At 71.9% G+C, this 24335-nt stretch carries 11 protein-coding genes; 6 read left to right on the forward strand and 5 right to left on the reverse strand.

What is annotated here, in order from left to right; translation table 11 throughout:
• Both VT50_RS29060 and VT50_RS29065 read right to left on the reverse strand, forming a co-directional pair.
• The coding region (locus tag VT50_RS29060; RefSeq protein WP_167396637.1) for a type I polyketide synthase at nucleotides 1–4975 on the reverse strand (4975 nt) is incomplete at its 3' end.
• Nucleotides 4976–5016: 41 nt separating this feature from the next.
• On the reverse strand, nucleotides 5017–12480 hold the full coding sequence (locus VT50_RS29065) for a type I polyketide synthase (protein ID WP_046087378.1): 7464 nt from the start codon (nucleotides 12478–12480) through the stop codon (nucleotides 5017–5019).
• Between the two features lie 244 nt (nucleotides 12481–12724).
• Here VT50_RS29065 and VT50_RS29070 point away from each other — a divergent pair, with 244 nt between their 5' ends.
• The 4 genes from VT50_RS29070 to VT50_RS29085 all read left to right on the forward strand — a co-directional run bounded on the left by VT50_RS29070 (nucleotide 12725) and on the right by VT50_RS29085 (nucleotide 17127).
• Complete coding sequence (locus VT50_RS29070) at nucleotides 12725–13537, forward strand: SAM-dependent methyltransferase (protein WP_046087377.1); 813 nt, start codon at nucleotides 12725–12727, stop codon at nucleotides 13535–13537.
• 563 nt (nucleotides 13538–14100) lie between these two features.
• Nucleotides 14101–14871 carry an AfsR/SARP family transcriptional regulator gene (locus VT50_RS29075; protein WP_046087383.1) on the forward strand — a complete coding sequence of 257 codons (771 nt, stop codon included), beginning with the start codon at nucleotides 14101–14103 and terminating at the stop codon, nucleotides 14869–14871.
• Nucleotides 14872–14895: 24 nt separating this feature from the next.
• Entirely contained in the window at nucleotides 14896–15135 is a 240-nt protein-coding gene (locus VT50_RS29080; RefSeq protein WP_240529354.1) for a DUF5988 family protein, read from the forward strand.
• Between the two features lie 96 nt (nucleotides 15136–15231).
• Nucleotides 15232–17127 carry a Xaa-Pro dipeptidyl-peptidase gene (locus VT50_RS29085; protein ID WP_046087375.1) on the forward strand — a complete coding sequence of 632 codons (1896 nt, stop codon included), beginning with the start codon at nucleotides 15232–15234 and terminating at the stop codon, nucleotides 17125–17127.
• A gap of 7 nt (nucleotides 17128–17134) precedes the next feature.
• On the opposite strand, the gene VT50_RS29090 is transcribed toward VT50_RS29085, so the two are convergent.
• Nucleotides 17135–17986, reverse strand: coding sequence for a class I SAM-dependent methyltransferase (locus VT50_RS29090; RefSeq protein WP_046087374.1), 852 nt, complete (start codon nucleotides 17984–17986; stop codon nucleotides 17135–17137).
• A 243-nt stretch (nucleotides 17987–18229) separates the two neighbouring features.
• On the opposite strand from VT50_RS29090, the gene VT50_RS29095 reads away from it, so the two are divergent.
• The gene (locus tag VT50_RS29095) at nucleotides 18230–19399 is read left to right on the forward strand and encodes a CapA family protein (protein ID WP_046087373.1); all 1170 of its coding nucleotides are present in this window, start codon (nucleotides 18230–18232) and stop codon (nucleotides 19397–19399) included.
• A 30-nt stretch (nucleotides 19400–19429) separates the two neighbouring features.
• Here VT50_RS29095 and VT50_RS29100 read toward each other — a convergent pair whose 3' ends face one another.
• Nucleotides 19430–22057: an ATP-dependent Clp protease ATP-binding subunit gene (locus tag VT50_RS29100; RefSeq protein ID WP_240529355.1), complete on the reverse strand. Its 2628-nt coding sequence runs from the start codon at nucleotides 22055–22057 to the stop codon at nucleotides 19430–19432.
• A gap of 148 nt (nucleotides 22058–22205) precedes the next feature.
• On the reverse strand, nucleotides 22206–23258 hold the full coding sequence (locus VT50_RS29105; RefSeq protein WP_338058349.1) for a PP2C family protein-serine/threonine phosphatase: 1053 nt from the start codon (nucleotides 23256–23258) through the stop codon (nucleotides 22206–22208).
• Nucleotides 23259–23447: 189 nt separating this feature from the next.
• Here VT50_RS29105 and sigJ point away from each other — a divergent pair, with 189 nt between their 5' ends.
• Nucleotides 23448–24320 (forward strand): RNA polymerase sigma factor SigJ, encoded by an 873-nt coding sequence (gene sigJ, locus VT50_RS29110; protein WP_046087371.1) that lies wholly within the window; start codon nucleotides 23448–23450, stop codon nucleotides 24318–24320.
• Nucleotides 24321–24335 lie beyond the last annotated feature (15 nt).

Genomic DNA, 24335 nt, shown 5'->3' on the forward strand with positions numbered 1-24335 from the left:
AACCCAGATCACGCGACGAGGCCCGATGCGCCTGGTCAACGCCCATCGCCTCAAGAACCCCGTGCTTCGCCGGACTCGCCGTCGCATAGACCTCCGCACCCAGATACCGGGCGATCCGCACCGCCGCCATCCCCACACCACCGGTCGCGGCATGGATCAACACCCGCTCACCCGGCCGAAGACCGCCCAGTTCCACGAGCCCGTACCAGGCGGTGAGGAACACGACGGGAGCGGCGGCGGCCTGCCGGAAGCTCCAGCCCTCGGGAATGGGTACGACCGTACGGGCGTCCGCCACGGCCAGCGGGCCGAACGCGCCCTCGAACAGGCCCATCACCTGGTCGCCCACGGCGAGGCCGGCGCCACCGGAGCCGGGCACACCGAGGCCGACCTCCCGCACCACACCGGCGCCCTCGCTGCCCCCGAACACCGCGTCCCCGGGGTACATCCCCAACACCATCAGCGCATCGCGGAAGTTGACGCCCGCCGCGTGGACATCGATGCGCACCTGGCCCTCCCGCAGTGGCTCCAGCGCCTCCGGGCATGCCACCGGCCGTACGCTGTCCACCGTCCCGGCCCCTTCCAGCCCGAGCCGCCACGCGGCCTGCCCCACGGGAGCCGCCAGGCCCGCGCTCGGCGCGGCGCGCACCAGCCGGGGCATCAGCGCCCGCCCCGCACGCAGGGCAAGCTGTGACTCGTCCATCTCGATGGCGCGTGCCACGGCGCCGGTCACGAGGTCGGCGGACACTCCGGCGTGGGGGTCGAGGTCGAGCAGCAGGAATCGCCCCGGATTCTCGGCCTGCGCACTGCGCACCAGGCCCCAGACCGCCGCGCCCGCCACATCCACGCCCTCGGCCGCCGGGTCGACACCATCCGGATCGCCGGTCGCTACGGCGCCGCGCGTCATCACCACCAACCGGGCGCCGGCCAGGCGCGGTTCGGCCAGCCAGCACTGCAACAGCTCCAGGACCCGTTCCGCCGAGGCCAGCCCCTCGGCCGCCATCCCGCCATCTCCGTCTCGGGCATGGACCGCCTTGGCTGGTTCGAGCGCCAGGACGACGGCGGGGGCGGGGGCACCCGTGTCGAGCGCGCTGATCAGCGTCTGCGGATCCGGATGGCGTACGGCGGCGGCCCCGGCCGGGGCCCGGTCCTCGGGGCCCAGGATCGCCCAGTCGGCGTCAGCGGCCGGGCGATCAGCGGAGTGTGCGGCGCCATTAGGTGGCGCGGGCATCGGAATGGGCACCCAGTCCATGAGTAACAGCCCATCGGCGCACGGAAGTTGAGCCGTACGGAGTTGATCGGTGTCGGCCGACCTCAGCACCACCGCATCGGCGCTCAGCACCGGGGCGCCCAGGGCATCCGCCACGGTCACCCGCAGCGTCCGTTCCCGCTCCGCACTTGGCTCGTACGGAGAGATCCGCACCCGTACCGTGCTCGCCCCGGCCGCCCACAGCGACACCCCGTTCCAGGCGAACGGCAGCCACACCCGGCCAGCGGCCGACTCGACGCCGCTCGGTGACCCGTCGGTCAGCAGAACGGGATGCAGGGCAGCGTCGAGCAGCGCCGGGTGGATGCCGAATCCCGTCCGCTCCCCCGCGGCCTCGGGCAGCGCCACTTCGGCCAGCAGATCCGTACCGTCCCGCCACACCGCGCGCAGCCCCTGGAAGGCCGGCCCGTACGCATACCCCGACGCGGCGATGTGCCCATAGAAGTCCACGGGGTCAATCGGCTTCGCACCCGCCGGTGGCCATGCCCCGCCCAACTCCGCCACTGGCGTGGAGCCCTCGCAAGGCGGGCTCAGCACGCCCTCCGCGTGGCACACCCACCCGGCGGGCGCCGTGTCGGCACCGTCGTCGGAGCGCGAGTACATCCGCACATCGCGTCGGCCATCGGCGCCCGGCCCCCCGACGACCACTTGCAGACGCACTCCGCCGCTGGGCGGCAGCGCCAGCGGTACCTGGAGCGTTAGCTCCTCCACCCCACCGCAGCCGACCTCATCGGCGGCCCGCAGCGCCCACTCGACCAGGGCCGTTCCGGGCACCAGGGCCGCGCCCGCCACCACATGGTCCGCGAGCCAGCCATGGGACCGCGCCAAGAGCCGCCCCGTCAGCAGATGGCCCCGGCCGTCGGCGAGTTCCACGGCGGCACTCAGCAAGGGATGGCCCGCGGCGACCAGACCGAGGTCGGTGGGGTCGGCGCCCCGACCGCTGAGGCCATCGAGCCAGTAGCGCTGGTGTTGGAAGGCGTACGTGGGCAGGTCGACGGTACGGGGGGTGGGGTCGGCCGCGAACGCGGGCCGCCAATCCACCTCGACCCCGGCGGTGAACGCCCGGGCGAGAGAATCGAGGAGCTGGGCCTGACCACCATGGTCGCGACGCAGGGTCGGTACGGCGACCGCCTCCACACCCGCCTGCTCGAAGGTCTCCTGCATGCCGACGGTCAGCACGGGATGGGTACTTGACTCGATGAACACCCGATGCCCATCCGCCAACAACGCCTCAACGGCATCGGCGAACCGCACCCGCTCCCGCAGATTCCGCACCCAGTAGTCCGTGTCCAGGTCAGCCGCATCGACCCGGCCACCAGTCACCGTCGAATAGAACGCCACCTCATCCCCGCCACCGACGACCGGGCGAACACCGGCCAGAACCTCGCCCAACTCCTCGCGGATCCGATCCACCTGAGGGCCGTGCGAGGCGTAATCCACCTCGATCAGCCGCGCCCGCTCCCCCGCCTCCTGACACGCCGCCACCACAGCGGCCACCTGCTCCGGCGGACCCGACACCACCGTGGACGAGGGGCCATTGACGGATGCGATGCCTACGCCTTCGGCCAGGTCTGACAGACCGGAGAGCAGTTGGCCAGCCCGCTCCTGTCCAACACCGAGCGACGCCATCGCCCCACCACCGGCCAACCGCCGCAACGCCCTGCTCCGCAACGCCACAACCCTCGCACCATCCTCCAACGACAACACACCACCAACCACAGCCGCCGCAATCTCCCCCTGGCTGTGACCCACCACCGCCACAGGACACACCCCAAACGACCGCCACACCGCCGCCAACGACACCATCACCGCCCACAGGACGGGCTGTACGACGTCCACACGGCCCAGGTGCCCCGCCCCGTCGGCGCCGCGCAGCACATCGGTGAGGGACCAGTCCACGTACGGCGCCAAGGCACGCTCACACTCCGCCACCCGGGCGGCGAACACCGGTGAGGCGTCCAGCAGTTCGGCCCCCATCCCCACCCACTGCGAGCCCTGGCCGGGAAACACCAGCACCGGGCCCAGACCCCCAGCCACAGCGGCGCCACCGGAGTGGACCAGGCCCGGATGCGCTCCGCCGGTGGCCAGCGCCTCCACGGCCGCCACCAGTTCCTCGCGGGTCTCGCCCACGGCCACCGCCCGGTGGTCGAACACGGAGCGGGTGGTGGCCAGCGACCAGCCCACCTCGGCGATGGACGGCCCCGGATCGGCCGCCATCCGCCGGGCGAGCGCGGCGGCCTGCCCCCGCAGGGCCCTGGCACTACGGGCGGACAGCACCCACGGAACCGTGCCCACGTCCGGGGAGACCTGCTCGGTCGGCACATCCGCCTCAGGGGCCTGCTCCAGGATCAGATGGGCGTTCGTACCGGAGATGCCGAACGATGACACCGCGGCACGGCGGGGCCGCTCCAAGTGGGGCCACTCCACCGGCTCGGTCAGCAGCCGCAGCCCGCTGCCCTCCCACTCCACATGCGGGGTGGGCTCGTCCAGATGCAGGTTCGCGGGCAGTCCGGGGTTCCGGAGTGCCATCACCATCTTGATCACGCCCGCCACACCGGCGGCAGCGTGGGTATGGCCGATGTTGGACTTCAGCGAGCCCAACAGCAGCGGCCGGTCGGCGGTGCGGTTCCGGCCGTACGTGGCGGTCAGGGCCTCGGCCTCGATCGGGTCGCCGAGTTTGGTGCCGGTGCCGTGTGCCTCGAGGGCGTCCACATCGCCGGGCCCCAGTTGGGCGTTGGCGAGCGCCTGGGCGATGACGCGTTCCTGGGCCACGTCGTTGGGCGCGGTGAGGCCGTTGCTGGCGCCGTCCTGGTTGATGGCCGAGCCACGGATCACGGCCAGCACCCAGTGGCCGTTGCGCCGCGCCTCCGACAGCCGCTCCAGCACCACCAGACCGACACCTTCGGAGAAGCCCGTGCCGTCCGCGTCGGCGGCGAAGGACTTGCACCGGCCGTCCGGGGCCAGTGCGCGCTGCCGGGAGAACTCGGTGAACATGACGGGGGTGGCGAGCGAGGTGACACCGCCCGCCAGGGCCAGGGTGCACTCCCCCTGCCGCAGTGCCTGCACCGCCAGGTGCATGGCCACGAGCGAGGCCGAGCACGCGGTGTCCACCGTCACCGCCGGTCCCTCCAGACCGAGGGTGTAGGCCACCCGGCCCGAAATCACACTGGTGAGCCCGCCCGTGGTGGCGTAGCCCTCCAATCCCTCGGGGATGCGCGGGGCACGGGACAGATAATCCTGGCTGGACACACCGGCGTAGACACCCGTACGGGTGCCCTTCAGCGCCGCTGGATCGATACCGGCCCGCTCCAGGGATTCCCATGCCGTCTCCAGCACCAGCCGCTGCTGCGGGTCCATGGCGAGCGCTTCCCTGGGGCTGATGCCGAAGAACGCCGCGTCGAAGCGGTCCGCGTCGACGAAGCCGCCCTGGCGGACACAGCTGGTGCCGTAGTGCTCCGGATCGGGGTGGTAGAGGTTTTCCAGGTCCCAGCCACGGTCGGTCGGGAAGTCCCCGATCGCGTCGACACCCGAGACGAGCAGTTCCCACAGCTCCTCCGGGGAGCCGACCCCGCCGGGAAAGCGGCAGGCCATGCCGATCACGGCCACCGGCTCGTGGTGACGCTCCTCCACCTCGCGCAGGCGCAGCCGCGTGTCGTGCAGATCGGCCGAAACACGCTTGAGGTACTCGACCAGCTTCTCTTCGTTCGCCATGGGGGTCACCCGGCCTTCAGCGATCGTCGCGCCCGGCACATTCAGGACACACCAAGTTCGTTGTCAATAAACTCAAGGACCTGGTCCGCGGAGGCGGACTCCAGCCTCTGGGCCGCGCTCGTCTCATCCGTCGGCTGCCGTGGCAACTGCGTGCCCGGAGGGGCGGTCGCGGTGGGGGTGGCGTCGGGACCGCCGGAGGTCAGCCGTCGCACCAGGTGGTGGGCGACGCCTTCCGGGGTCGGATATCTGAAGACCAGGGCCGCGGGCAGTCGCAAACCCGTGGCGGCCGCGAGGCGATCGCGCAGCTCGACGGCGGTCAGGGACTCGAAGCCCAGCTCCTTGAAGCTGGCGTCGGTGTGCACCGCCTCGGCGTCGGCGTGTCCCAGCACGGTGGCGGCGTGGTCGCGTACCAGGCCGAGGAGGGTGCGATACCGCTCCACGGCCGACAGCCGCGCCAGCCGTGCGGCCCAGTCGACGGACGGCGCTCCGGTGACGGCAGCGGCGGCACGCCGCCGTACGCTCCCGCCACCGGCGCTCTCGGTCACCACCCGGCCGGTGTTCAGGGAGCGCAGCTGATCGGCGTCGGCGGGGCGCAGCACCAGCGCGTCGATCGTCAGCACCGGGGCGCCCACGGCATCCGCGACGACGACCCGGAGCGCACGCCCGCCCTCGGCGTCGACGGTCCGCGGATGGGGGGTGAGCCGGACGCGTACGGCGGTGGCCTCGGCCGCCCACAGGGACACCCCGCTGATGGTGAACGGCAGCCACATTCCGCCCTTGTCCGTCCCGCCCATCAGCAGCGCCGGATGCAGGGCCGCGTCCAGCAGGGCGGGGTGAATCCCGAACCCACCTGGCTCTCCGGCGGCCTTGGGCAGCTCCACATCGGCCAGCAGATCCGCGCCGTCCCGCCACACCGCGCGCAGCCCCTGGAACGCGGCTCCGTAGGCGTATCCGGATGTGGCGATCCGTCCGTAGAACCCGCCGGTGTCCACGGGGCGTGCCCCCGGCGTGGGCCAGGTCGCGGGCAGCTCCCCCGAGCGGCTTTCCGGTACGGCGGGGCCGAGGACGCCCACGGCGTGGCACGTCCACTCGGTGTCGCCACCCGTGCGAAGGACGTCGTCGGGGAGGGAGTGGATCGCGATGTCGCGGCGCCCGTCGTCGGCGGACGGGCCCACCACCACCTGTACACACCGGCCGCCGGTGGCGGGCATCACCAGTGGCAGGCGCAGCGCCAGCTCCTCCACCGCGCCGCAGCCTGCCTCGTCGGCCGCCCGCAGCGCGCATTCCAGCAGTGCGGCTCCGGGCACCAGGGCCACGCCCGCCACCACATGGTCCGTGAGCCAGCCGTGCGTCTGCGGGGAGAGGCGTCCGGTCAGCACATGGCCGCTGCCGTCGGCGAGCCGCACCGCGGCGCCCAGCAGCGGGTGGTCCGCGGCGACCAGACCGAGGGCGCCGGGGTCCCCTGCGCGCCCACCGGGTGCGTCCAGCCAGTAGCGCCGGCGCTGGAAGGCGTACGTGGGCAGCTCGACCGTACGGGGCGTGGGGTCGGCCGGGAAGGCGGCCGACCAGTCCACCTCGGCCCCGGCGATGAACGCCCGCGCGACCGACTCCGTCAGCTGGGGCAGGTCCCCGTGGTCGCGCCGCAGGGTGGGCACCGCGACGGCGCCGCTCTCCGCGTGCTCGAAGCTCTCCGCCATCGCCATGGTGAGGACGGGATGGGTGCTGGCCTCGATGAACACCCGATGCCCGGCCGCCAGCAACGCCTGGACCGCATCGGCGAACCGCACCCGCTCCCGCAGATTCCGCACCCAATAGCCGGTGTCCAGGAGGGATGTCTCGGCCCGGCCGCCGGTCACGGTGGAGTAGAACGCCACCCCGGAGGACACCCCGGCGGATCCGGGCGACTCGACAGGGTCAACTCCCCCGATCAGCTCGGTGAGTTCGTCGGCGATCTCATCGACCTGGGGGCTGTGCGAGGCGTAGTCCACCTCGATCAGCCGCGCCCGCTCGCCCGCGTCCTGACAGGCGGCCACGGCCGCGGCCACCTGCTCCGGCGGCCCGGACACCACCGTGGACGCGGGCCCGTTGACCACCGCCACCACGACCGCGGCGGCCCGGTCGCCGAGCCCGGTCAGCAGCTCCTCGGCCTGCTCACGGCCCAGTGCCAGCGAGGCCATGGCCCCGCCTCCGGCGAGTCGCCGCAGGGCCCGGCTGCGCAGCGCGACGACCTTCGCGCCGTCCTCCAGGGACAGGGCTCCGGCCACCACGGCCGCCGCGATCTCGCCCTGGCTGTGGCCCACCACGGCGGCGGGGCGCACACCGTACTCGGCCCATACGGCGGCCAGGGACACCATCGCCGCCCAGAGCACCGGCTGCACCACGTCCACCCGGCCCGGATCGGCGGTGCCTTCGGCTCCCCGCAGGACATCCGTGAGCGACCAGTCGACGTACGGTGCGAGCGCGCGTTCACACTCCGCCACCCGGGCGGCGAACACCGGTGAGGCGTCCAGCAGTCCGGCGCCCATCCCGATCCACTGCGAGCCCTGCCCGGGGAACACCAGGACCGGGCCCGCGTCCGCTGCCGCGCCGGAGCGGGTGACGCCCGGCCCCACCACGCCCGGATGGGTCTCACCGGCCGCCAACGCCGCGAGGGCGGCGGCGAGTTCGTCCCGGTCCGCGCCGACCACCACCGCGCGGTGGTCGAACGCCGTCCGGGTGGTGATCAGTGACCAGCCCACGTCCCGGGGCGACGGCGCGTCGTCGGCGGCGGTGCGGGCGGTCGTATGGGGGACCGTACGAGCAGCCATATGGGCGGCCAGCTCGCGGGCCTGTCCCCGGAGTGCTTCGGCGCTGCGGGCGGACAGCACCCAGGGCACCGGCCGGTCGTCCTCGTCCGTCGGCACGACGCCGGGGGCGGGGCGCGGCTCGGGAGCCTGCTCCACGATCAGATGCGCGTTGGTGCCGCTGATGCCGAAAGAGGACACGCCCGCACGGCGGGGGCGTTCAGCGTGCGGCCACTCCACCGGCTCGGTCAGCAGCCGCACCGCGCCGCTGTCCCAGTCGACATGGGGACTGGGCGCGTCGATGTGCAGGGTGGCGGGCAGGACTCCGTACCGCATGGCAAGCACCATCTTGATGACGCCCGCCACACCGGCCGCGGCCTGGGTGTGGCCGATGTTGGACTTCAGTGAGCCCAGCCACAGGGGCCGCCCTTCCGGCCGCCGCTGCCCGTACGTGGCGAGCAGGGCCTGGGCCTCGATCGGGTCGCCGAGGGTGGTGCCCGTGCCATGGGCCTCGACGGCGTCCACCTCGGACGGGGACAGCCGGGCGTCGGCGAGGGCCTGGCGGATCACCCGCTGCTGGGAGGGGCCATTCGGCGCGGTCAGACCGTTGGAGGCGCCGTCCTGGTTGACGGCCGAACCCCGGATCACCGCCAGCACCCGCCGACCGTTCCGCCGGGCGTCGGACAGCCGCTCCAGGAGCAGCAGACCGGCCCCCTCGCCCCATCCGGTGCCGTCGGCGGCGGCCGCGAACGGCTTGCACCGCCCGTCGGGGGCCAGTCCGCGCTGGCGGGAGAAGCCGGTGAACATGCCGGGCGCGGCCATCACCGTCACCCCTCCGGCCAGGGCGAGCGCGCACTCGCCCTGCCGCAGTGCCCGTACCGCGAGATGGACGGCCACGAGCGACGACGAACACGCCGTGTCCACCGACACCGCGGGCCCCTCCAGGCCGAAGGTGAACGCCACCCGGCCGGACACCACGCTCGGGGTGCCGCCGGTCAGCAGATGGCCGTCCAGCCCCTTGGGCGCCTCGTGCAGCCGGGGGCCGTAGTCCTGGGGCGTCACTCCGACGAACACTCCGGTGGGGCTGGACCGCAGGGCGGTGGAAGGGATGCCCGCCCGTTCGAAGGTCTGCCAGGCGGTTTCCAGCAACAGCCGCTGCTGCGGATCGGCGGCAAGCGCCTCCCGGGGGCTGATCCCGAAGAATTCCGCGTCGAATTCCGGTGCGTCGTGGAGGAAGCCGCCCTCGTGGGCGTAGCTGGTGCCGGGGCGGTCCTGGTCGGGGTCGAAGAGTCCGGCCAGGTCCCAGCCGCGGTCCCGGGGGAACTCCCCGATCGCGTCGACGCCCTCGGCCACCAGCCGCCACAGCGCCTCCGGCGAGTCGACGCCACCGGGGAAACGGCAGCCCATGGCCACGACCGCGATCGGCTCGTCGGCGTCGCGCGCCGCGGGGGCCGTTGGCGCGGCCGGTGTGGCGGCGGGGGCGGAGTGGGCCCGCAGATGGTCGGCGACGGCCAGGGGCGTGGGGTGGTCGAAGGTGAGCGTGGCGGTCAGGTGCAGCCCGGTGGCGGCACCGAGCCGGTCGCTCAGTTCGGTGGCCGCCAGCGAGTCGAAGCCCAGCTCCTTGAAGGTGAGGCCGGGTTCGATGGCGTCCGGCTCGGAGTGTCCGAGGACGAGGGCCACTTGGGTCCGTACGACCTCCAGCGGCTCCTGGTCTCGCCCGGTGGCCTTAAGCGGGTCTTGGTCTCGCCCGGCGACCTGCAGCGGGTCCCGGTCTCGCCCGGTGGCCCCCAGCGGGTCCCGGTCCGGACCGGTGCCGCCGGGCGAGTCCTGGCCAGGGCCGGTGCCGCCGGGCTCGGCCGTCTCTCCTACGGGCGCTGCCCGGCCGGGGGCGTCGTCCGTCCCGGTGGCGTGAGTGCCCCGCGTGGTGGATCCGGGTGTGGTGCCGGGCCAGTAGCGGTCCCGCTGGAAGGCGTACGTCGGCAGGGGGACCCGCCGCCGGGGCTGCCCGCCGCAGGACCGGTCCCAGGCCACTTCGGCGCCGCGGACATACGCCTGGGCCATGGCGGTGGCGAAGGTCCGCGCCTCGGGGCGGTCGCGGCGCAGCGCCGCCACGGCGGCCGGGTGCCGCCGCCCGGGGGCGGGTCCGGACCGTGCGGAGAGGCATTCGCGGGTCATGGCGGTGAGCGGGGCGTCGGGCCCGAGTTCGAGGAAGGTGGTGACACCGGCGTCCAGGAGGGTGTGCACACCGTCCATGAAGCGCACCGCGTGGCGGGCGTGCCGCGCCCAGTAGTCCGGTGCGGCGAGTTCCGAGGCGGTGGCGAGCCGTCCCGTCACATTGGAGACGAGGGGGATGGCCGGTGCCGAGAAGGTCAGCCCGGAGGTGACGGTGCGCAGTTCACCGAGCATGGTGTCCATGTGCGGTGAGTGGAAGGCGTGGCTGACCTTCAGCAACCGGGCCTTGCGGCCGTGCTCGCGCCAGGCGGCGGTGGCCGTGTGGACGGCGTCGTGGTCGCCCGAAATCACCACAGATGACGGCCCGTTGACGGCGGCGAGGTCCAGCCGGTCCTCCCATCCGGCGAGAAGTCCCACGGCCTCGTCCCGGTCGGCCTGCAGCGCGGCCATGGCGCCCTTCGCCGTGATGGCCTGCATCAGCCGACCGCGCGCCGCCACCAGGGTGCAGGCGTCGGGCAGGGTGAGCACACCGGCCACATGGGCCGCGGCGATCTCGCCGACCGAATGGCCCATCAGATGGCCGGGGATGAGTCCCCAGGACTCGGCCAGCCGGTAGAGGGCCACCTCGATGGCGAACAGCGCGGGCTGGGTGTACGAGGTGCGGTCGAGCAACGCGGCGCGGGGTGACGGGAGTTGGGCGAAGACCACCTCGCGCAACGGCTCCGCCAGCTGCCCGTCCAGGCAGGCGCACACCTCGTCGAGCGCCTCGGCGAAGACCGGATGGGCGGCGTACAGCTCATGGCCCATGGCCGGTCGCTGGCTGCCCTGGCCGCTGAAGAGTACGGCGAGACCGCCGTCGGTGGCGCTGCCCCGCACCACTGCGGCGCTCTCCTCGCCCTCGGCCAGCGCGTCCAGTCCGCCCAGCAGTTCGTCGGGGCCCTCGCCGAGGATCACGGCGCGGTGGGCGAAGGCGGTCCGGGTGGTGGCCAGGGAGTGTCCGATGTCGGCCGGGGAGAGGCCGTCGTGGTCCGCCAGCTGGTCGCGTAGCCGCCCGGCCTGGGCGCGCAGCGCAGCGGGGCTCTTCGCGGAGACCGGCCAGGCCACTACGGGGGGCAAGGGGGCGTCGGCGGCGGGTACGGGCGCCGCCGCGGGCGCTTCGCCGAGGACGAGATGGCAGTTGGTGCCGCCCATGCCGAAGGAGTTGACCCCGGCGAGCAGTGGCCGGTCCGGACGGGGCCACTCGCCGAGCCGGTCCTGGACCCGCAGCCCGAGTTCGGCCAGCGGGATCCGCGGGTTCGGGGTGGTGAAGTGGAGGCTGGCGGGCAGCAGGCGGTGGGTGATGCCGAGGGCGGTCTTGAGCAGTCCGACGATGCCCGCGGCGCCCTCGAGGTGGCCCACGTTGGTCTTGGCGGAGCCGACCAGCAGCGGTGTGCCGTCGGTCCGTACGGTGCCGAGCGCGGCGCCGAGGGCCGCCGCCTCGACGGGGTCTCCGACGGGGGTTCCGGTGCCGTGCAGTTCGACGTACTGAACCGCGTCGGGTGAGGCTCCGGCGCGCCGGTGGGCGGTGCGCACCACGTCCGCCTGGGCCTTCGGGCTGGGGGCCGTCAGCCCGTCGGTGGCGCCGTCGTTGTTGACGGCGCTCGCGTGGATGACGCAGTACACCTGGTCGCCGTCGCGTACGGCCGCGGCGAGTGGCTTGAGGAGGACCGCCGCGCCGCCCTCGCCACGGACGAAGCCGTTGGCGCGGGCGTCGAAGGTGTGGCAGCGCCCGTCCGGGGAGAGCCCGCCGAACTGGGCGGCGGCGGCCGCCATGCCGTCCTCGGTGAGGATGAGGTTGACGCCCCCGGCCAGGGCCAGGGCGCACTCCTGGCGGCGCAGGCTCTCGCAGGCGGTGTGCACGGCGACGAGCGAGGAGGACTGCGCGGTGTCGACGGTGAGGCTGGGGCCGCGCAGACCGAAGCGGTAGGAGACCCGGTTGGCGATGATGCTGCGGTGGACACCGGTCATGGCGTGCCGGGTGGCCGCGGTGGCGTCCCGGCGGAGCAGGGCGGCGTACTCGTCCCAGATGGCGCCGACGAACACACCGGTCGGGCTGTCCTTAAGCGTTCCGGGCCGGATTCCCGCGTCCTCGAACGCCTCCCAGGCGAGTTCGAGCATCAGCCGCTGCTGTGGGTCCATGGCCGTGGCCTCGCGGGGCGAGATGCCGAAGAAGGAGGCGTCGAAGGTGTCGACGCGGTCCAGGAAGCCGCCGTACCAGGTCGGCGCCGGACTGACGGAGCTGTCGGCGGCGGGGCCTTCGGTGACCGGGCCGTCGGCAGCCGGGCCATCCGTAGTGGGATCCCCTGGGGCGGGCCCCTCGACGGCCGCGCTCTCGGCGCCGTTGCCGGGACTGCGGCGGTCGTCCGGCATGGTGGTGATGGCGTCTCCGCCCCGCCGCAGCAACCGCCAGAAGGCCGACGGGCTGGGGGCGTGGGGCAGGCGGCAGGCCATTCCCACCACCGCGACGGGCTCCGCGGGCTGAGGTGCGCGGGTGGGCGCGGCGCTATCCATCGCACCCCATACGGCGCTCGGGGAACGGCTGCGTGTTCGTGGTCATGGGCGGCACTCCCGCTCCGGCTTGATGATCGGTGCGAGCACGTGGCCCATCGTGGGGCGCGGTTCTAAAGCAAGGCCAAATGGGCGACGGCCGGTGACTTTAGAGACGCGTTACCGGAACCCCGGACGATCGCTTGAGCGGGTGAGCCTTTATGTGCCCTGGGCGGACCCGATCTCTCGAGCGCACAGGAGGAGTGCCATGACCTCTCCCTCGGCCGTGCCGCCGGGCGGCACGGTGTCGGACTACTACAGCTCGCTGGGCCCGCTTCTGCAGATGGCGTGGGACGACAACTTCCACTTCGGCTACTGGGACGGCCCGTCCGATACCCGCTCGGTGCGAGAGGCCACCGATCGCTTCACGGACCTGCTGGTCGAACGGCTGCGGGTGGGGCCGGGAGACCGGGTACTGGATGTCGGCTGTGGCATTGGCAAACCGGCGATGCGGCTGGCGTCCGCCACCGGCGCCCATGTCCTGGGCATCACGATCAGCGAGCTCCAGGTCAAACAGGCGACCGAATCCGCCCGGCTGGCCGAGCTGTCCGACCGGGTGGCGTTCCAATACGCCGACGCCATGGCGATGCCTTTCGACGACGCGGCCTTCCACGCCGTACTCGCATTCGAATCGATCAATCACATGGACCGTCCGACGGCGCTGCGGGAGATGGCCCGGGTACTGCGGCCGGGAGGCCGGGTGGTGCTCACGGACGTCACCCCGCCGAGCGATGGCAGTTATCGGCCGGAGCACGATCCCGCCGTGGTCACCTCGCTGACCCGGCTGGAGGACTGGCCCGGTCTGGTCGGTGACGCCGGGCTGGTGCTCGATGAGCTGACCGATGTCACCGAGAACACCAAGGACACCGCCCACCGCATGATCGACGGCATCCTGCGCTGTCGCCGGGAGTTCGAGGCGCGCCACGGGGTCAGCGTGCAGGAGGTGCTGAACACAGCCAAGTCGGCGCTGCCCACCGTGGCCAGCGCCGGCTGCGCCATCGTAGTGGCTCACAAGCCCTGAATCGGCGGCTAACCTGACGGTTATTCGGGAATCCTCCATGGGTCCCGCGCAGACGGAATTCTCCGCTCCTCATCAAAGCCGTGACAAGGGCCCCATGATCTCGCAAGATGCGCTTGTACCGGCCGATGGGATCCGCGTATTCTCATTCGCGGACCGCACCACCTCAAGTGCGAGATATCCGGACTCCGATCTTCCGGACCGATTGCGAATACCCGCTCCGCACCGCCGAGGACGCCGACTCGAGGGCGCGTATATCCGGATTCTAGGTGAGGTGGGTAGTCATAGGACTCGCTTACGATGTGGGCACCTGCCGAAGGCGTTAATCTCGTCCATCCTCTGATTCCTCGGCAGGTCCGCGATAAAAGAGGGGTGAGCAATGGCAGTCGCGAACGGCGTGCGTCAGTGGACCACCAGAACCAGACCCGCACACGCGTTCGCCTCCGGAAACAGACGGACCTCACCCCCGAAATCGAGAGAACACCCAGACAACACCGCGGGCAATTCCGGCAAAGACGCCGACTGTCCCCTGACCGCACTCGTCGGCGACTCGGATGGGGCACATCGTGCGATATGAGATCATGGGACCTCTCCGGGTAGTGGAAGAGGAGAGGAAATTAACTATCAGGGCGCGGAAGATCGAGGTCCTGTTGACCGTTCTCCTCGTTCGCGCCGATCAAGTGGTCCCGATCGACCAGCTCATCACGGAGATCTGGGGGGAGGATCCGCCGCGCCGGGCGATCGCCGGGCTCCATGTGTATGTCTCCCAGATCCGTAAGTTCCTGCGCCAGCCCGGCCAGAGCGAAAGCCCCGTTATCACCCGCCCGCCGGGATATGTCCTGCGGCTGGGCCATGACCGCCTCGACTTCCACTGCTTCGAGCGGCTGGTGTGCGAGGGCCGGGACCATCTGCGGGAGCGGCGTTACCAGCAGGCCACGGCGACTTTCGAAAGCGCGCTCGATCTCTGGCGCGATCCATTGCTGGACGACGTATGCCACGGGCCGATCCTCGAGGGATTTCAGACATGGCTGAAGGAGGCCCGGTTGGAATGCATCGAGATGCTGACGGATTCCCGCCTCATGCTCGGCCGCCATCGCGAGCTGGTGAGCGATCTGTATCAGCTGACCACCGAGCACCCCCTGCGGGAGGCACTGCACCGTCAGTTGATGCTGGCGCTCTACCGCTGTGGCCGCCGGGCGGACGCCTTGCATGTGTACCAAGCGGCGCGCAAGACGCTCAATGAAGAACTCGGGCTCGAGCCGTGCCGGGCCCTGCAGGACATGCAGCAGGCGATCCTCACCTCGGATGACCGACTGGAACTGCACGTTCCCGCTTGAAGAGGACCGCGATCGCGTAAGGGGGTGGAGATATTGAGCGAACACATCAGTTATCTGTCCGAGGGCAGTCCGATCGAGGTCGTCCTCGAAGGCGGACCGGACGATCTGCCCCGGGCATTCCGGACCGGGCGGTCGACGCTCACCAGCAAGAAGCTCAAAATCCAGCACCGCAATGGATACGAGCACTTCGAACTCGTCAACGATTCCGCCGACATCACCACAGCGGTCTTCCGCTGGACCATGCGTACGAAAATCGCCGAGTAGCCATAGCCCCCATGGCTCCGGAACCCCGGGGCCGCCGACCGGCCGCCACCGGTCGGGGCCCGGGGCGGGGGCGGGGGCCGTGGCCAGGAGGTCCGTATGCGTACTTCACCGTGGCGCGGGGCCGTGATCGCCGCACTCGCGATGTCGACAGCCCTTGCCGCACTGCCCGCCGGGCCCGCGGCGGCCGGGACGGCCACCAGACCCGCCACCAAGGTGGTGGACGGCCGCACCCAGCCGGTGTTCTCCTACGCGGACGCCGTGCGTGAGCACCTGATGGTCCGAACACCGGTCGACAGTGACCGCGATGGCCACAAGGACCGGGTCGCGGTGGACATCATCCGGCCCAAGGAGACCCAGCGGGGTCTCAAGGTGCCGGTCATCATGTCCTCCAGCCCCTACAACGACACCGTGGGCCGTGGCTTCGAAGCGGAGCGCAAGAGCTATGACGCCCAGGGCAACCCGGCGAAGTTCCCCCTCTTCTACGACAATTACTTCGTGCCGCGCGGCTACGCCGTGGTCGATGTCGATGTGACCGGCACCGGCGGATCCGACGGCTGTCTGACGGTCGGCGGCGCCGCCGATGTGGCCGCGGCCAAGGCCACGATCGACTGGCTGGGCGGCCGCGCCACCGCGTACGCGGCCGACGGCGGCGAGGTGCGGGCCTCCTGGTCCACCGGCAAGGTGGGCATGGTCGGCCACTCGTACGAGGGCATGCTGGCCAACGCCGTGGCGGGCACCGGGGTGGAGGGGCTGGAGACCATCGTCCCGATCTCCGGAGTCAGCTCCTGGTACGAGTTCGCCCGCACCAACGGCGCCAAGCACTGGAACAACTTCGCCTCGTATCTGACCACCGCGCTGGACACCGACCCGCCCCAGAAGTGCCGGGCGGTGCGCGAGCGGCTGCAGGCCGGTGAGGACGACACCACCGGCAACGACAATGCCCACTGGCACAGGCGCGACTACATCACACGGCCCGCGCCCGAGGTGGACAAGGTACGGGCGAGTGTCCTCGCCGCGCATGACATCAACGACTACAACATCCGGATCGACCAGCTCGCCAACTGGTGGAACGCGCTGGCCGAGCGCGGGGTGCCGCGCAAGCTGTGGCTGGGCCGCTACGGCCACGCCGATCCGTTCGACTGGCCCGGTCGGCGTGCGCAGTGGGTCGACACCGTGCACCGGTGGTTCGACCACTGGCTGTACGGCGTCCAGAACGAAATCATGGACGAACCCCGCGTCGATCTGCAGACCGGCCCGGACACCTGGACGACCCAGGCCGACTGGCCCGCGGCCACCTCCTCGGTCCCCCTTCACCCCGCACCCGGCGGCTCGCTGGCGCTGAGTCCCGCGAGCGGCACCGTGGCCTTCACCGACACCAAACGGAGCGAGGCGGATCTCACCGCCGACCCGTCGGCGAACCGTCCCGGCAGGCTGGCGTTCCTCACCCCGCCGCTGCGCACCGGGGTACGGCTCTCCGGCACACCCACCGCCGATCTGCGGGTCAGGCTCGGCAAACCGACGTCGAACCTCACCGCGCTGCTGGTGGACTACGGCGAGGACGAACGGATCGACTGGGACCGCGACGAACCCCAGAACCGGATCCACGACGGTCTGCGAGGGCTGGCCGAGGAGTCCTGCCACGGGGCGAGCACCGCCCAGGACGACGCCTGCTACCGGCGGACCGCCAATGTGACGGCGCGCGCATCCTCCGAGGTGATCGCCCGGGGCTGGATGGACGCCCAGAACCGCCACTCGCTCACCACCCCCGAGCCGCTGACCCCCGGCCGGTCCTACCGGATCACCTGGAAGACCCTGCCGGCCGACTACGAGATCAAGCCGGGCCATCGGCTGGGGCTGGTCCTCGGCGGCACCGACGCCGATTTCCTCTACTTCGAGGACCCGACCGGGGCGAAGGTGGCGGTGGACCTGGGCGGCAGCCGAGTCACCGTACCGGTGACCGCCGCCGGAGGGCTCCGCGACTCCCTTCGCTGACGGGCGCTCAGCCCCGCGTCCAGGCGTGGATCACATGGGCGCCGAGGTCCGCGTTTCCCTCGCCCACGCGGTGGCCGCCCGCGTACCGGGCCGTGAGATCGCGGTAGCGGATGTCCTCCCTCGCGCAGAAGCCCAGCCGGTGCAGTTCATCCGCGAGCTCATCCGGGGTGAAGTAGCTGAGGAAGGGCTCACCGGCCCCGGCGGCCCACGCCGCGCGCGCCTCGTGGACGGCACGCTGCTCCGGTGGCAGCGCGCCCGGCGGCTCGCCGTAGTCGAAGACCACGCCCGAGCCGTGCGGCAGGGCCGCGATAAGGGCGAGCGTGTCCAGCACGGCGCTGTGGGTCAGATACGGCACCACCCCGAGCCAGAGGAAGAACGCCGGGCGGGCCGCGTCGAAGCCCGCCGCCGTCAGCCCCTCTCCCAGGCTCTGCCGCTCGAAGTCCACCGGTGCGAAGGTCAGTGACGGCGATACGGGGATCTCCGCGGCGGCCAGCCGGTCGCGCTTCCACTCCTGGGTGGCGGGATGGTCCACCTCGAACACCCCAAGGCCCTCCGCCTCGTACGGATTGCGGCAGCCGAAGGTGTCCAGCCCCGCCCCGAGCGCCACCGCCTGCCGTACTCCGCGTGCCACGGCCGCCGCGACGGCGTCCTCGGCGAACCGCGCACGGGCGGCCACGGACAGCCGCACGTCCTCGCGCTCGGGGTGGAAGGCCGCCTCGAGGACGGGATCGTCCGCGTCGGCGGCGACGATACGGAGCGCCAGCGGGTCGTGGAACACCCGGCCGCCCTCCAGCTCCTGGTGGGCCGCGCGGAACGCGGCCGCGCCGCGGGCCGTGATGCTGGGCCGTCCGATCTCCATGGAACGTCCTCCCCCGAGGTCCCACCGCGAGTGCCGCGAAGCGGCACCCCCCATGGTGTCAGCTCCACACCCCCGGCGGGGCTCCGGACCGGGATCGGCCGGGCCCATCGGGTGCAACCAGTCGGCCGAACCGGTGAAGCTCCCCACCACTCCGCAAGCCCCTCTGATGTCGTGCAATAAATATGACAATCCGACATTCAGAACAAAAGGGCCCAGTGCGGCCGGACCAGTGCGGAGTACACCGTGTCCCATCACCCACGCCATCGGACGGCGCTTCTCGCCGTCGCCCTCCTCGGCGCCGCCACCGCGTGCGGCAGCGGGACACCGGCCGCCCCGAAGGCCGAGGAGAAGCCCTCGAAGACCTCGGCGGTGCCCAGGAACGGGTCCATGAAGGACTTCACCCTCGTGGCCACCGGCGATCTGCTGGTGCACGCCTCGGTCATCCGGCAGGCGAAGGCGGACTCGGGCAGCGCGAGCTATGACTTCCGGCGCATGATCCGGGCGGCCGCACCCGTCGTCGCCCAGGCCGATCTGGCCATCTGCCACATGGAGACCGTCTACGGGGCCGCCCAGGGGCCGTTCACCGGCTATCCGACCTTCAAGACACCTCCGCAACTGGCCTCAGCCGTCAAGGACATCGGCTACGACTCCTGCTCCACCGCCTCCAACCACACCCTCGACGCCGGTCCGGAGGGGGTGGTCCGCACCCTCGCCGCCATGGACAGGGCCGGGCTCAAGCACGCCGGATCGGCCCGTTCCGCCGCGGAGAGCGTCCGTCCCACGATCCTGGAGGCCGGTGGCGCCAAGGTGGCCCATCTCGCCTACGCCTACGGCACCAACGGCATCCCGGTCCCCCAGGGCAAACCGTGGCTGGTCAACCTCATCAATCCGGCACGCATCATCAAGGACGCGCGGGCCGCGCGGCGCGCCGGGGCCGATGTGGTCGTCGTCAGCGCGCACTGGGGCACCGAGTGGCAGCAGGCGCCGGACAAGCTCCAGCTCTCGCTCGCGAAGAAGCTCACCGCCTCCAGGGACGGTGGCCGCCGCGACATCGACCTGATCCTCGGCACCCACGCCCATGTCCCCCAGGCGTACGAGAAGGTCAACGGCACCTGGGTGGTCTACGGCATGGGCGACCAGATCGCCGGGGTCATGCCCGACAAGCGCGGCCAGATGGGCTCGGCGGCGCGCTTCACCTTCGCCCCGCCCGCCGCCCCCGGCAGGGCCTGGCGGGTGAAGAAGGCGGAGTACATCCCGCACGCCGTGGACAACGGCCCGATCACCCTCGTGAACCTCCCCCGGGCCCTGGAGAAGAGCCCCGGCAACCCGGGGTACACCAGCGCCCTGAGCACCATCCAGGAGGCGGTGCTCAGCCGGGGTGGCAAGAAGGACGGCCTGTCCATGGGGCGTTGACCTGATTCGGCCCCAAGTGGCGCTCCCGCGCTACCGCTCCGTGTGGTCCGTGCCGCCGGGCCGCTCGGTGTGGTCCGGCAGACCGGGCTGACCCGTCCAGTCGGCGGCCTCCTGGGTGTGGAAAGTCAGCCGGTCGTTGTGCACATCGACCCGGACCTGGCTGTGCGCGGGCAGTTCGCCGCCGAGGAGCATCCGGGAGAGCGGATTGTCGACCTCGCGCTGGATGGTGCGGCGCAGCGGCCGGGCGCCGTACTCCGGCTGGTGTCCGTGCTTGGCCAGCCAGTCGACCGCGGCCAGGGTGAACTCCACGCCGACGTCCTGGGCGTGCAGCCTCCGCCGGGTCTCCTCCAGCAGTACGTCGGCGATCTGCCGCAGCTGGTCGTCGGCGAGCCGGCGGAAGATGATGATCTCGTCGATGCGGTTAAGGAACTCCGGCCTGAAGTGCTCCCGCAGCGGGCGCAGCACCCGTTCCCGGCGCGCCGCGTCGTCGGCCTCCTCGCCACTGCCACCGCCGCCGAAGCCCAGGGGGCCACCGCGTCCGGTGATGGCCTCCGAGCCGAGGTTGCTCGTCATCACGACGACGGTGTTCTTGAAGTCGATGGTGCGGCCCTGGGCGTCCGTCAGCCTGCCGTCGTCGAGCACCTGGAGCAGGATGTTGAAGACGTCGGGGTGGGCCTTCTCCACCTCGTCCATGAGCAGCAGCGAGTAGGGCTGGCGGCGCACCGCCTCGGTGAGCTGTCCGGCCTCCTCGTGGCCGACGTAGCCGGGTGGCGCGCCGACCAGCCGGCTGACGGTGTGCTTCTCCTGGTACTCGCTCATGTCGAGGCGGACCATGCGGTCCTCACTGCCGAACAGCGCCTCGGCCAGTGCGCGGGCGAGTTCGGTCTTGCCGACGCCGGTGGGGCCGAGGAAGAGGAAGCTGCCGCTGGGGCGGTTGGGGTCGGCGAGTCCGGCGCGGGCGCGCAGGACCGCGTCGGCCACGGCGGACACGGCCTCCTCCTGTCCTACGACCCGGCGGTGGAGGTGTTCCTCCAGGCCCAGCAGCCGTTCGCGCTCCTCCTGGGTGAGGCTGGAGACGGGGATTCCGGTCTGCCGGGAGACGATTTCGGCGATGTCCTCGACGGTGACCTCGGCGACCCGCCCGCCGTGGTACTGCGTTTCTGAGGCCTGCGCGATCCGGTTGTTCAGCTCGGTGATCCGGTCCCGCAGGGAGGTGGCGCGCTCGTAGCTCTCGGACGCGACGGCCTGGTCCTTGTCCCGGGTGAGCTGCTCGACCTCCCGCTCCAGGGCGCGCAGATCGGTGCCGCGGGCGCTGGAGCGCAGCCGTACCCGGGCCCCCGCCTGGTCCATGAGGTCGATGGCCTTGTCGGGCAGGAAACGGTCGGTCAGATAGCGGTCGGAGAGTTCGACGGCGGCGAGCAGCGCCTCGTCGGTGTAGCGGACCTGGTGATGGGCCTCGTAACGGTCGCGGAGGCCGTGCAGGATGGCGACGGCGTCCGCGGGGGTGGGCTCGGGGACCATGATGGGCTGGAAGCGGCGGGCGAGCGCGGCGTCCTTCTCGATGTACTGGCGGTACTCCCGGAGCGTGGTCGCGCCCATCACATGCAGTTCGCCGCGGGACAGCGCGGGCTTGAGGAGGTTGCTGGCGTCCATCTGACCGCTCTCGGAGCCACCGCCCCCGGCGCCGACCACCGTGTGCAGCTCATCGATGAAGATGATCAAGTCTTCGGAGTTGGTGCGGATCTCGTCGACGATGCTGGTGACGCGCTGCTCGAAGTCGCCGCGGAAGCGGGTGCCGGCCACGACGCTGGCGATGTCGAGCTGGACGACCCGGCGGCCGAGCAGGATGTCCGGCACATCGGCGTCGCTGATCCGCTGGGCGAGCCCTTCGACGACGGCCGTCTTGCCGACTCCGGCCTCGCCGATGAGGACGGGGTTGTTCTTGCCGCGCCGGGCGAGCACCTCGATGCTCTGCTCGATCTCCTCGTCGCGGCCGATCACCGGATCGATCCGCCCCTCGCGGGCCAGTTCGGTCAGATCTCGGCCGAACCGGTCGAGGTTCGGGGTCTTCCGCTGGTCCATGACGGGCCTCTGATCGGCCGTGGGGGCACTCGGGGTGAGGCCGCCGGTCGGCGGGCCGGGCGCCCGGGGTTCGAAGCGGGCGGCGCCCAGGATCTGCCCGGCGGTGGACTCGCGGTTGGCGGCGAGCGCGATCAGCACGTGTTCGGGGCCGATGTACGAGGAGCCGCGCGAGCGGGCTATCTCATGGGCGTCGAGCAACGCCCGTTTGACGGCCGGGGTGACGGCGACCGAGTTGCGCGGCGGCCCGCCACCCGCCTCCCGGTCGATCTGCGCGGCGATCCGGTCGGGGTCGGCTCCGGCACGGGAGACCATGGTGCGGGTGGGCTCGGCGGAGAGCGCCGCGCGCAGCAGATGTTCGGTGTCGAGGTCGGTGCTGCCGTGTTCGGCGGCGTAGGAGGCGGCGGCGGAGACGAGATGGCGTGCGTTCTCGCTCATCAGCCGGCCGAAGTCGACATGGCGTGAATCGGGCCGCTGCCCGGCCGGCCCGGTCCCGAGGAAGCGTGCGAGGAAGTCGCCGAGTGGATCCGGCCCGAAGTCCTCGGGGCCCTGATTCGGGCCTCCGTTCCCGCTGCCCATATGACCAGTTTACGAGCGACCGGGGCCGATGTCCGTTCCTGGGCGTTTCGGCGCGCGGGCACCGCGGCCCGACCGCAGCTCACGGACGGCACCAGGCGCGGGCGCCACAGGGCGGCACCGGGCGCCACCAGGGGCCACCGGGTGTGTGCTAGCGCTCCGCTCGATGGCGCTCGAGGACGACCAGGGCGGCGTCATCGCCCTGGTGGCCGCCCGTGTGGTGCAGCAGCTCCCGGTGCAGCCGGTCGACGAGGTACTGGGGGCCGTCGCCGTCCACGCCGGGGACCCGCTCGGCGAGCGGGAAGAAGGCGCCCTCGCTGTTCCGCGCCTCGACGACCCCGTCGGTGTAGAGCAGCAGCTGATCGCCCTCGCCGAACGGGAAGTCCTCGGTGTGGTAGCGGCCCGCCGCCAGGTGGCCGAGGCCCAGCGGCAGTGCGGGTGCCTGGCCCTCCAGCGCCTTGACACCGGAGTCGCACAGCAGGAGCGGCGGCGGATGTCCGCAGTTGACGAGGCGGACCACCGACCGGTCGTCGGGGATCTCCAGCACGGCGGCGGTGACGAACGACTCCCCCGCCCCGGGCGCCTTGTCGCGGGGTTCGGTCCGCTCCACGGACAGCGCGGTGTCCAGGTGGGACACCAGATCGGTGAGCGGTACGGGCCAGTGGGCGATCGCGCGGAAGGCGCCGAGCACCAGGGAGGCGTCCGCGACGGCGGTCAGCCCGCTGCCCCGGACATCGCCGATGATCAGCCGGGTGGCGTTCGAGGTGCGCGCCGCCGCGTACAGATCACCGCCGATCTCCGCCCCCGGCTCGGCCGCGAGGTAGACCGAGGCGATCAGCAGCGGGCCGACCCTGACCGGGAGCGGGCGCAGCAGCACCCGCTGTGCCACGTCGGCCACCGCCCGCACCCGGTTCAGCTCGCGCATGTGCCGGTCGAGGACCGCGCGGAACAGCACGATCATCGCCGAGACCAGCCCGACGGTGATCACCTCGGTCAGCCGGCCGGGGTGGCCGAGGAACCCCTCCGAGGCGTTCACCGCGATCTGCGCCAGGACGGCCAGCAGCCCGACGCACCCGGTGAGCACGGGACCGGCGAACGAGGCGGTCATGGCGGGGGCCGCGATCAGCAGCGGGCTGAGCCTGACACTTGCCGGGGCCAGCACATCGCCGAGCGTGATCAGCCCGATGACCAGCAGGGGGATCACGACCAAGAATCGGGTCCGCCACCGTGGCGGGCGCGGATCCGAGGAACCTTGCCGCGTGTGCACACCTACTGCTTACGCCTGCCGTGGCCCGCGCGCCAACCCGCCGCCCACCGCGCCCCCGAGGAGGTGGCTGTCACACTTCCGCCCGCTGTCTCGTCCTCCTTCCCAGGCCGAGGAGAGGATCGGGACATGGCAGAGCTGACCGCCTTCGAACAGCACCGCGACCGGCTGTGGGCCGTCGCGTACCACATCACCGGCTCGGTGGCCGACGCCGATGACGCGGTGCAGGAGACCTGGCTGCGCTGGCAGGGGCTGCCCGCGGACGAGGTCGCCGACCCGCGCGCGTATCTGACCACCGTCATCAGCCGCATCTGCTACGACCTGCTGGGTTCGGCGCGGGTGCGGCGCGAGACGTACGTCGGCCCCTGGCTGCCCGAGCCGGTGGTGGCGGCCGGCGGCCCGGAGGACCGGGTGACGCTTGACGAGTCGGTGGGTCTGGCGCTGCTCACCGTGTTGGAACGGCTGACTCCGGCGGAGCGGACCGCCTTCATCCTGCACGATGTCTTCTCGGTGCCGTTCCCCGAGATCGCCGAGGTGGTGGGCCGGAGCCCGGAGTCCGTACGGCAGCTGGCGTCCCGTGCCCGCAAGCGGGTCCGGGCGGAGGCGCCGCGGCGCTCGGTGGACCGCGAGGAGCACCGGCGGGCGGTGGACGCGTTCCTCCGGGCGGTCATGGGCGGCGATATGGACGGGCTGCTGGAGATCCTGGATCCGGAGGTCATCTGGCGTTCGGACGGTGGCGGCAAGGTGGCGGCGGCCCGGCTGCCGGTGCTGGGGAACGAGAAGGTGGCCCGCTTCGCCCAGCGGCTTGCCCGGGGCTTCGACCCGGCGACGATGCTGGTGCACCACCGCGACGTCAACGGCGCCCCGGGCCTGGTCATGGCCGACCGGGCGGGCCGCCAGGCCGTGGTCTTCGCGTTCTCCGTGCACCAGGGCCGGATCACCGAGATCGACGCGATCCTCAACCCCGACAAGCTCCGCCACCTCGACCTGCCGAACCTGTGACCGGCATCACCGTCA

Origin of the sequence: Streptomyces antioxidans (assembly GCF_000968685.2) — a bacterium.
Classification (GTDB): domain Bacteria; phylum Actinomycetota; class Actinomycetes; order Streptomycetales; family Streptomycetaceae; genus Streptomyces; species Streptomyces antioxidans.

Bases quoted from the DNA above. Each gene is read 5' to 3' on its own strand.
- VT50_RS29070 (WP_046087377.1), top strand. From the start codon at position 12,725: ATGACCTCTCCCTCGGCCGTGCCGCCGGGCGGCACGGTGTCGGACTAC.
- VT50_RS29065 (WP_046087378.1), bottom strand. From the start codon at position 12,480: ATGGATAGCGCCGCGCCCACCCGCGCACCTCAGCCCGCGGAGCCCGTC.
- sigJ (WP_046087371.1), top strand. From the start codon at position 23,448: ATGGCAGAGCTGACCGCCTTCGAACAGCACCGCGACCGGCTGTGGGCC.
- VT50_RS29100 (WP_240529355.1), bottom strand. From the start codon at position 22,057: ATGGGCAGCGGGAACGGAGGCCCGAATCAGGGCCCCGAGGACTTCGGG.
- VT50_RS29090 (WP_046087374.1), bottom strand. From the start codon at position 17,986: ATGGAGATCGGACGGCCCAGCATCACGGCCCGCGGCGCGGCCGCGTTC.
- VT50_RS29085 (WP_046087375.1), top strand. From the start codon at position 15,232: ATGCGTACTTCACCGTGGCGCGGGGCCGTGATCGCCGCACTCGCGATG.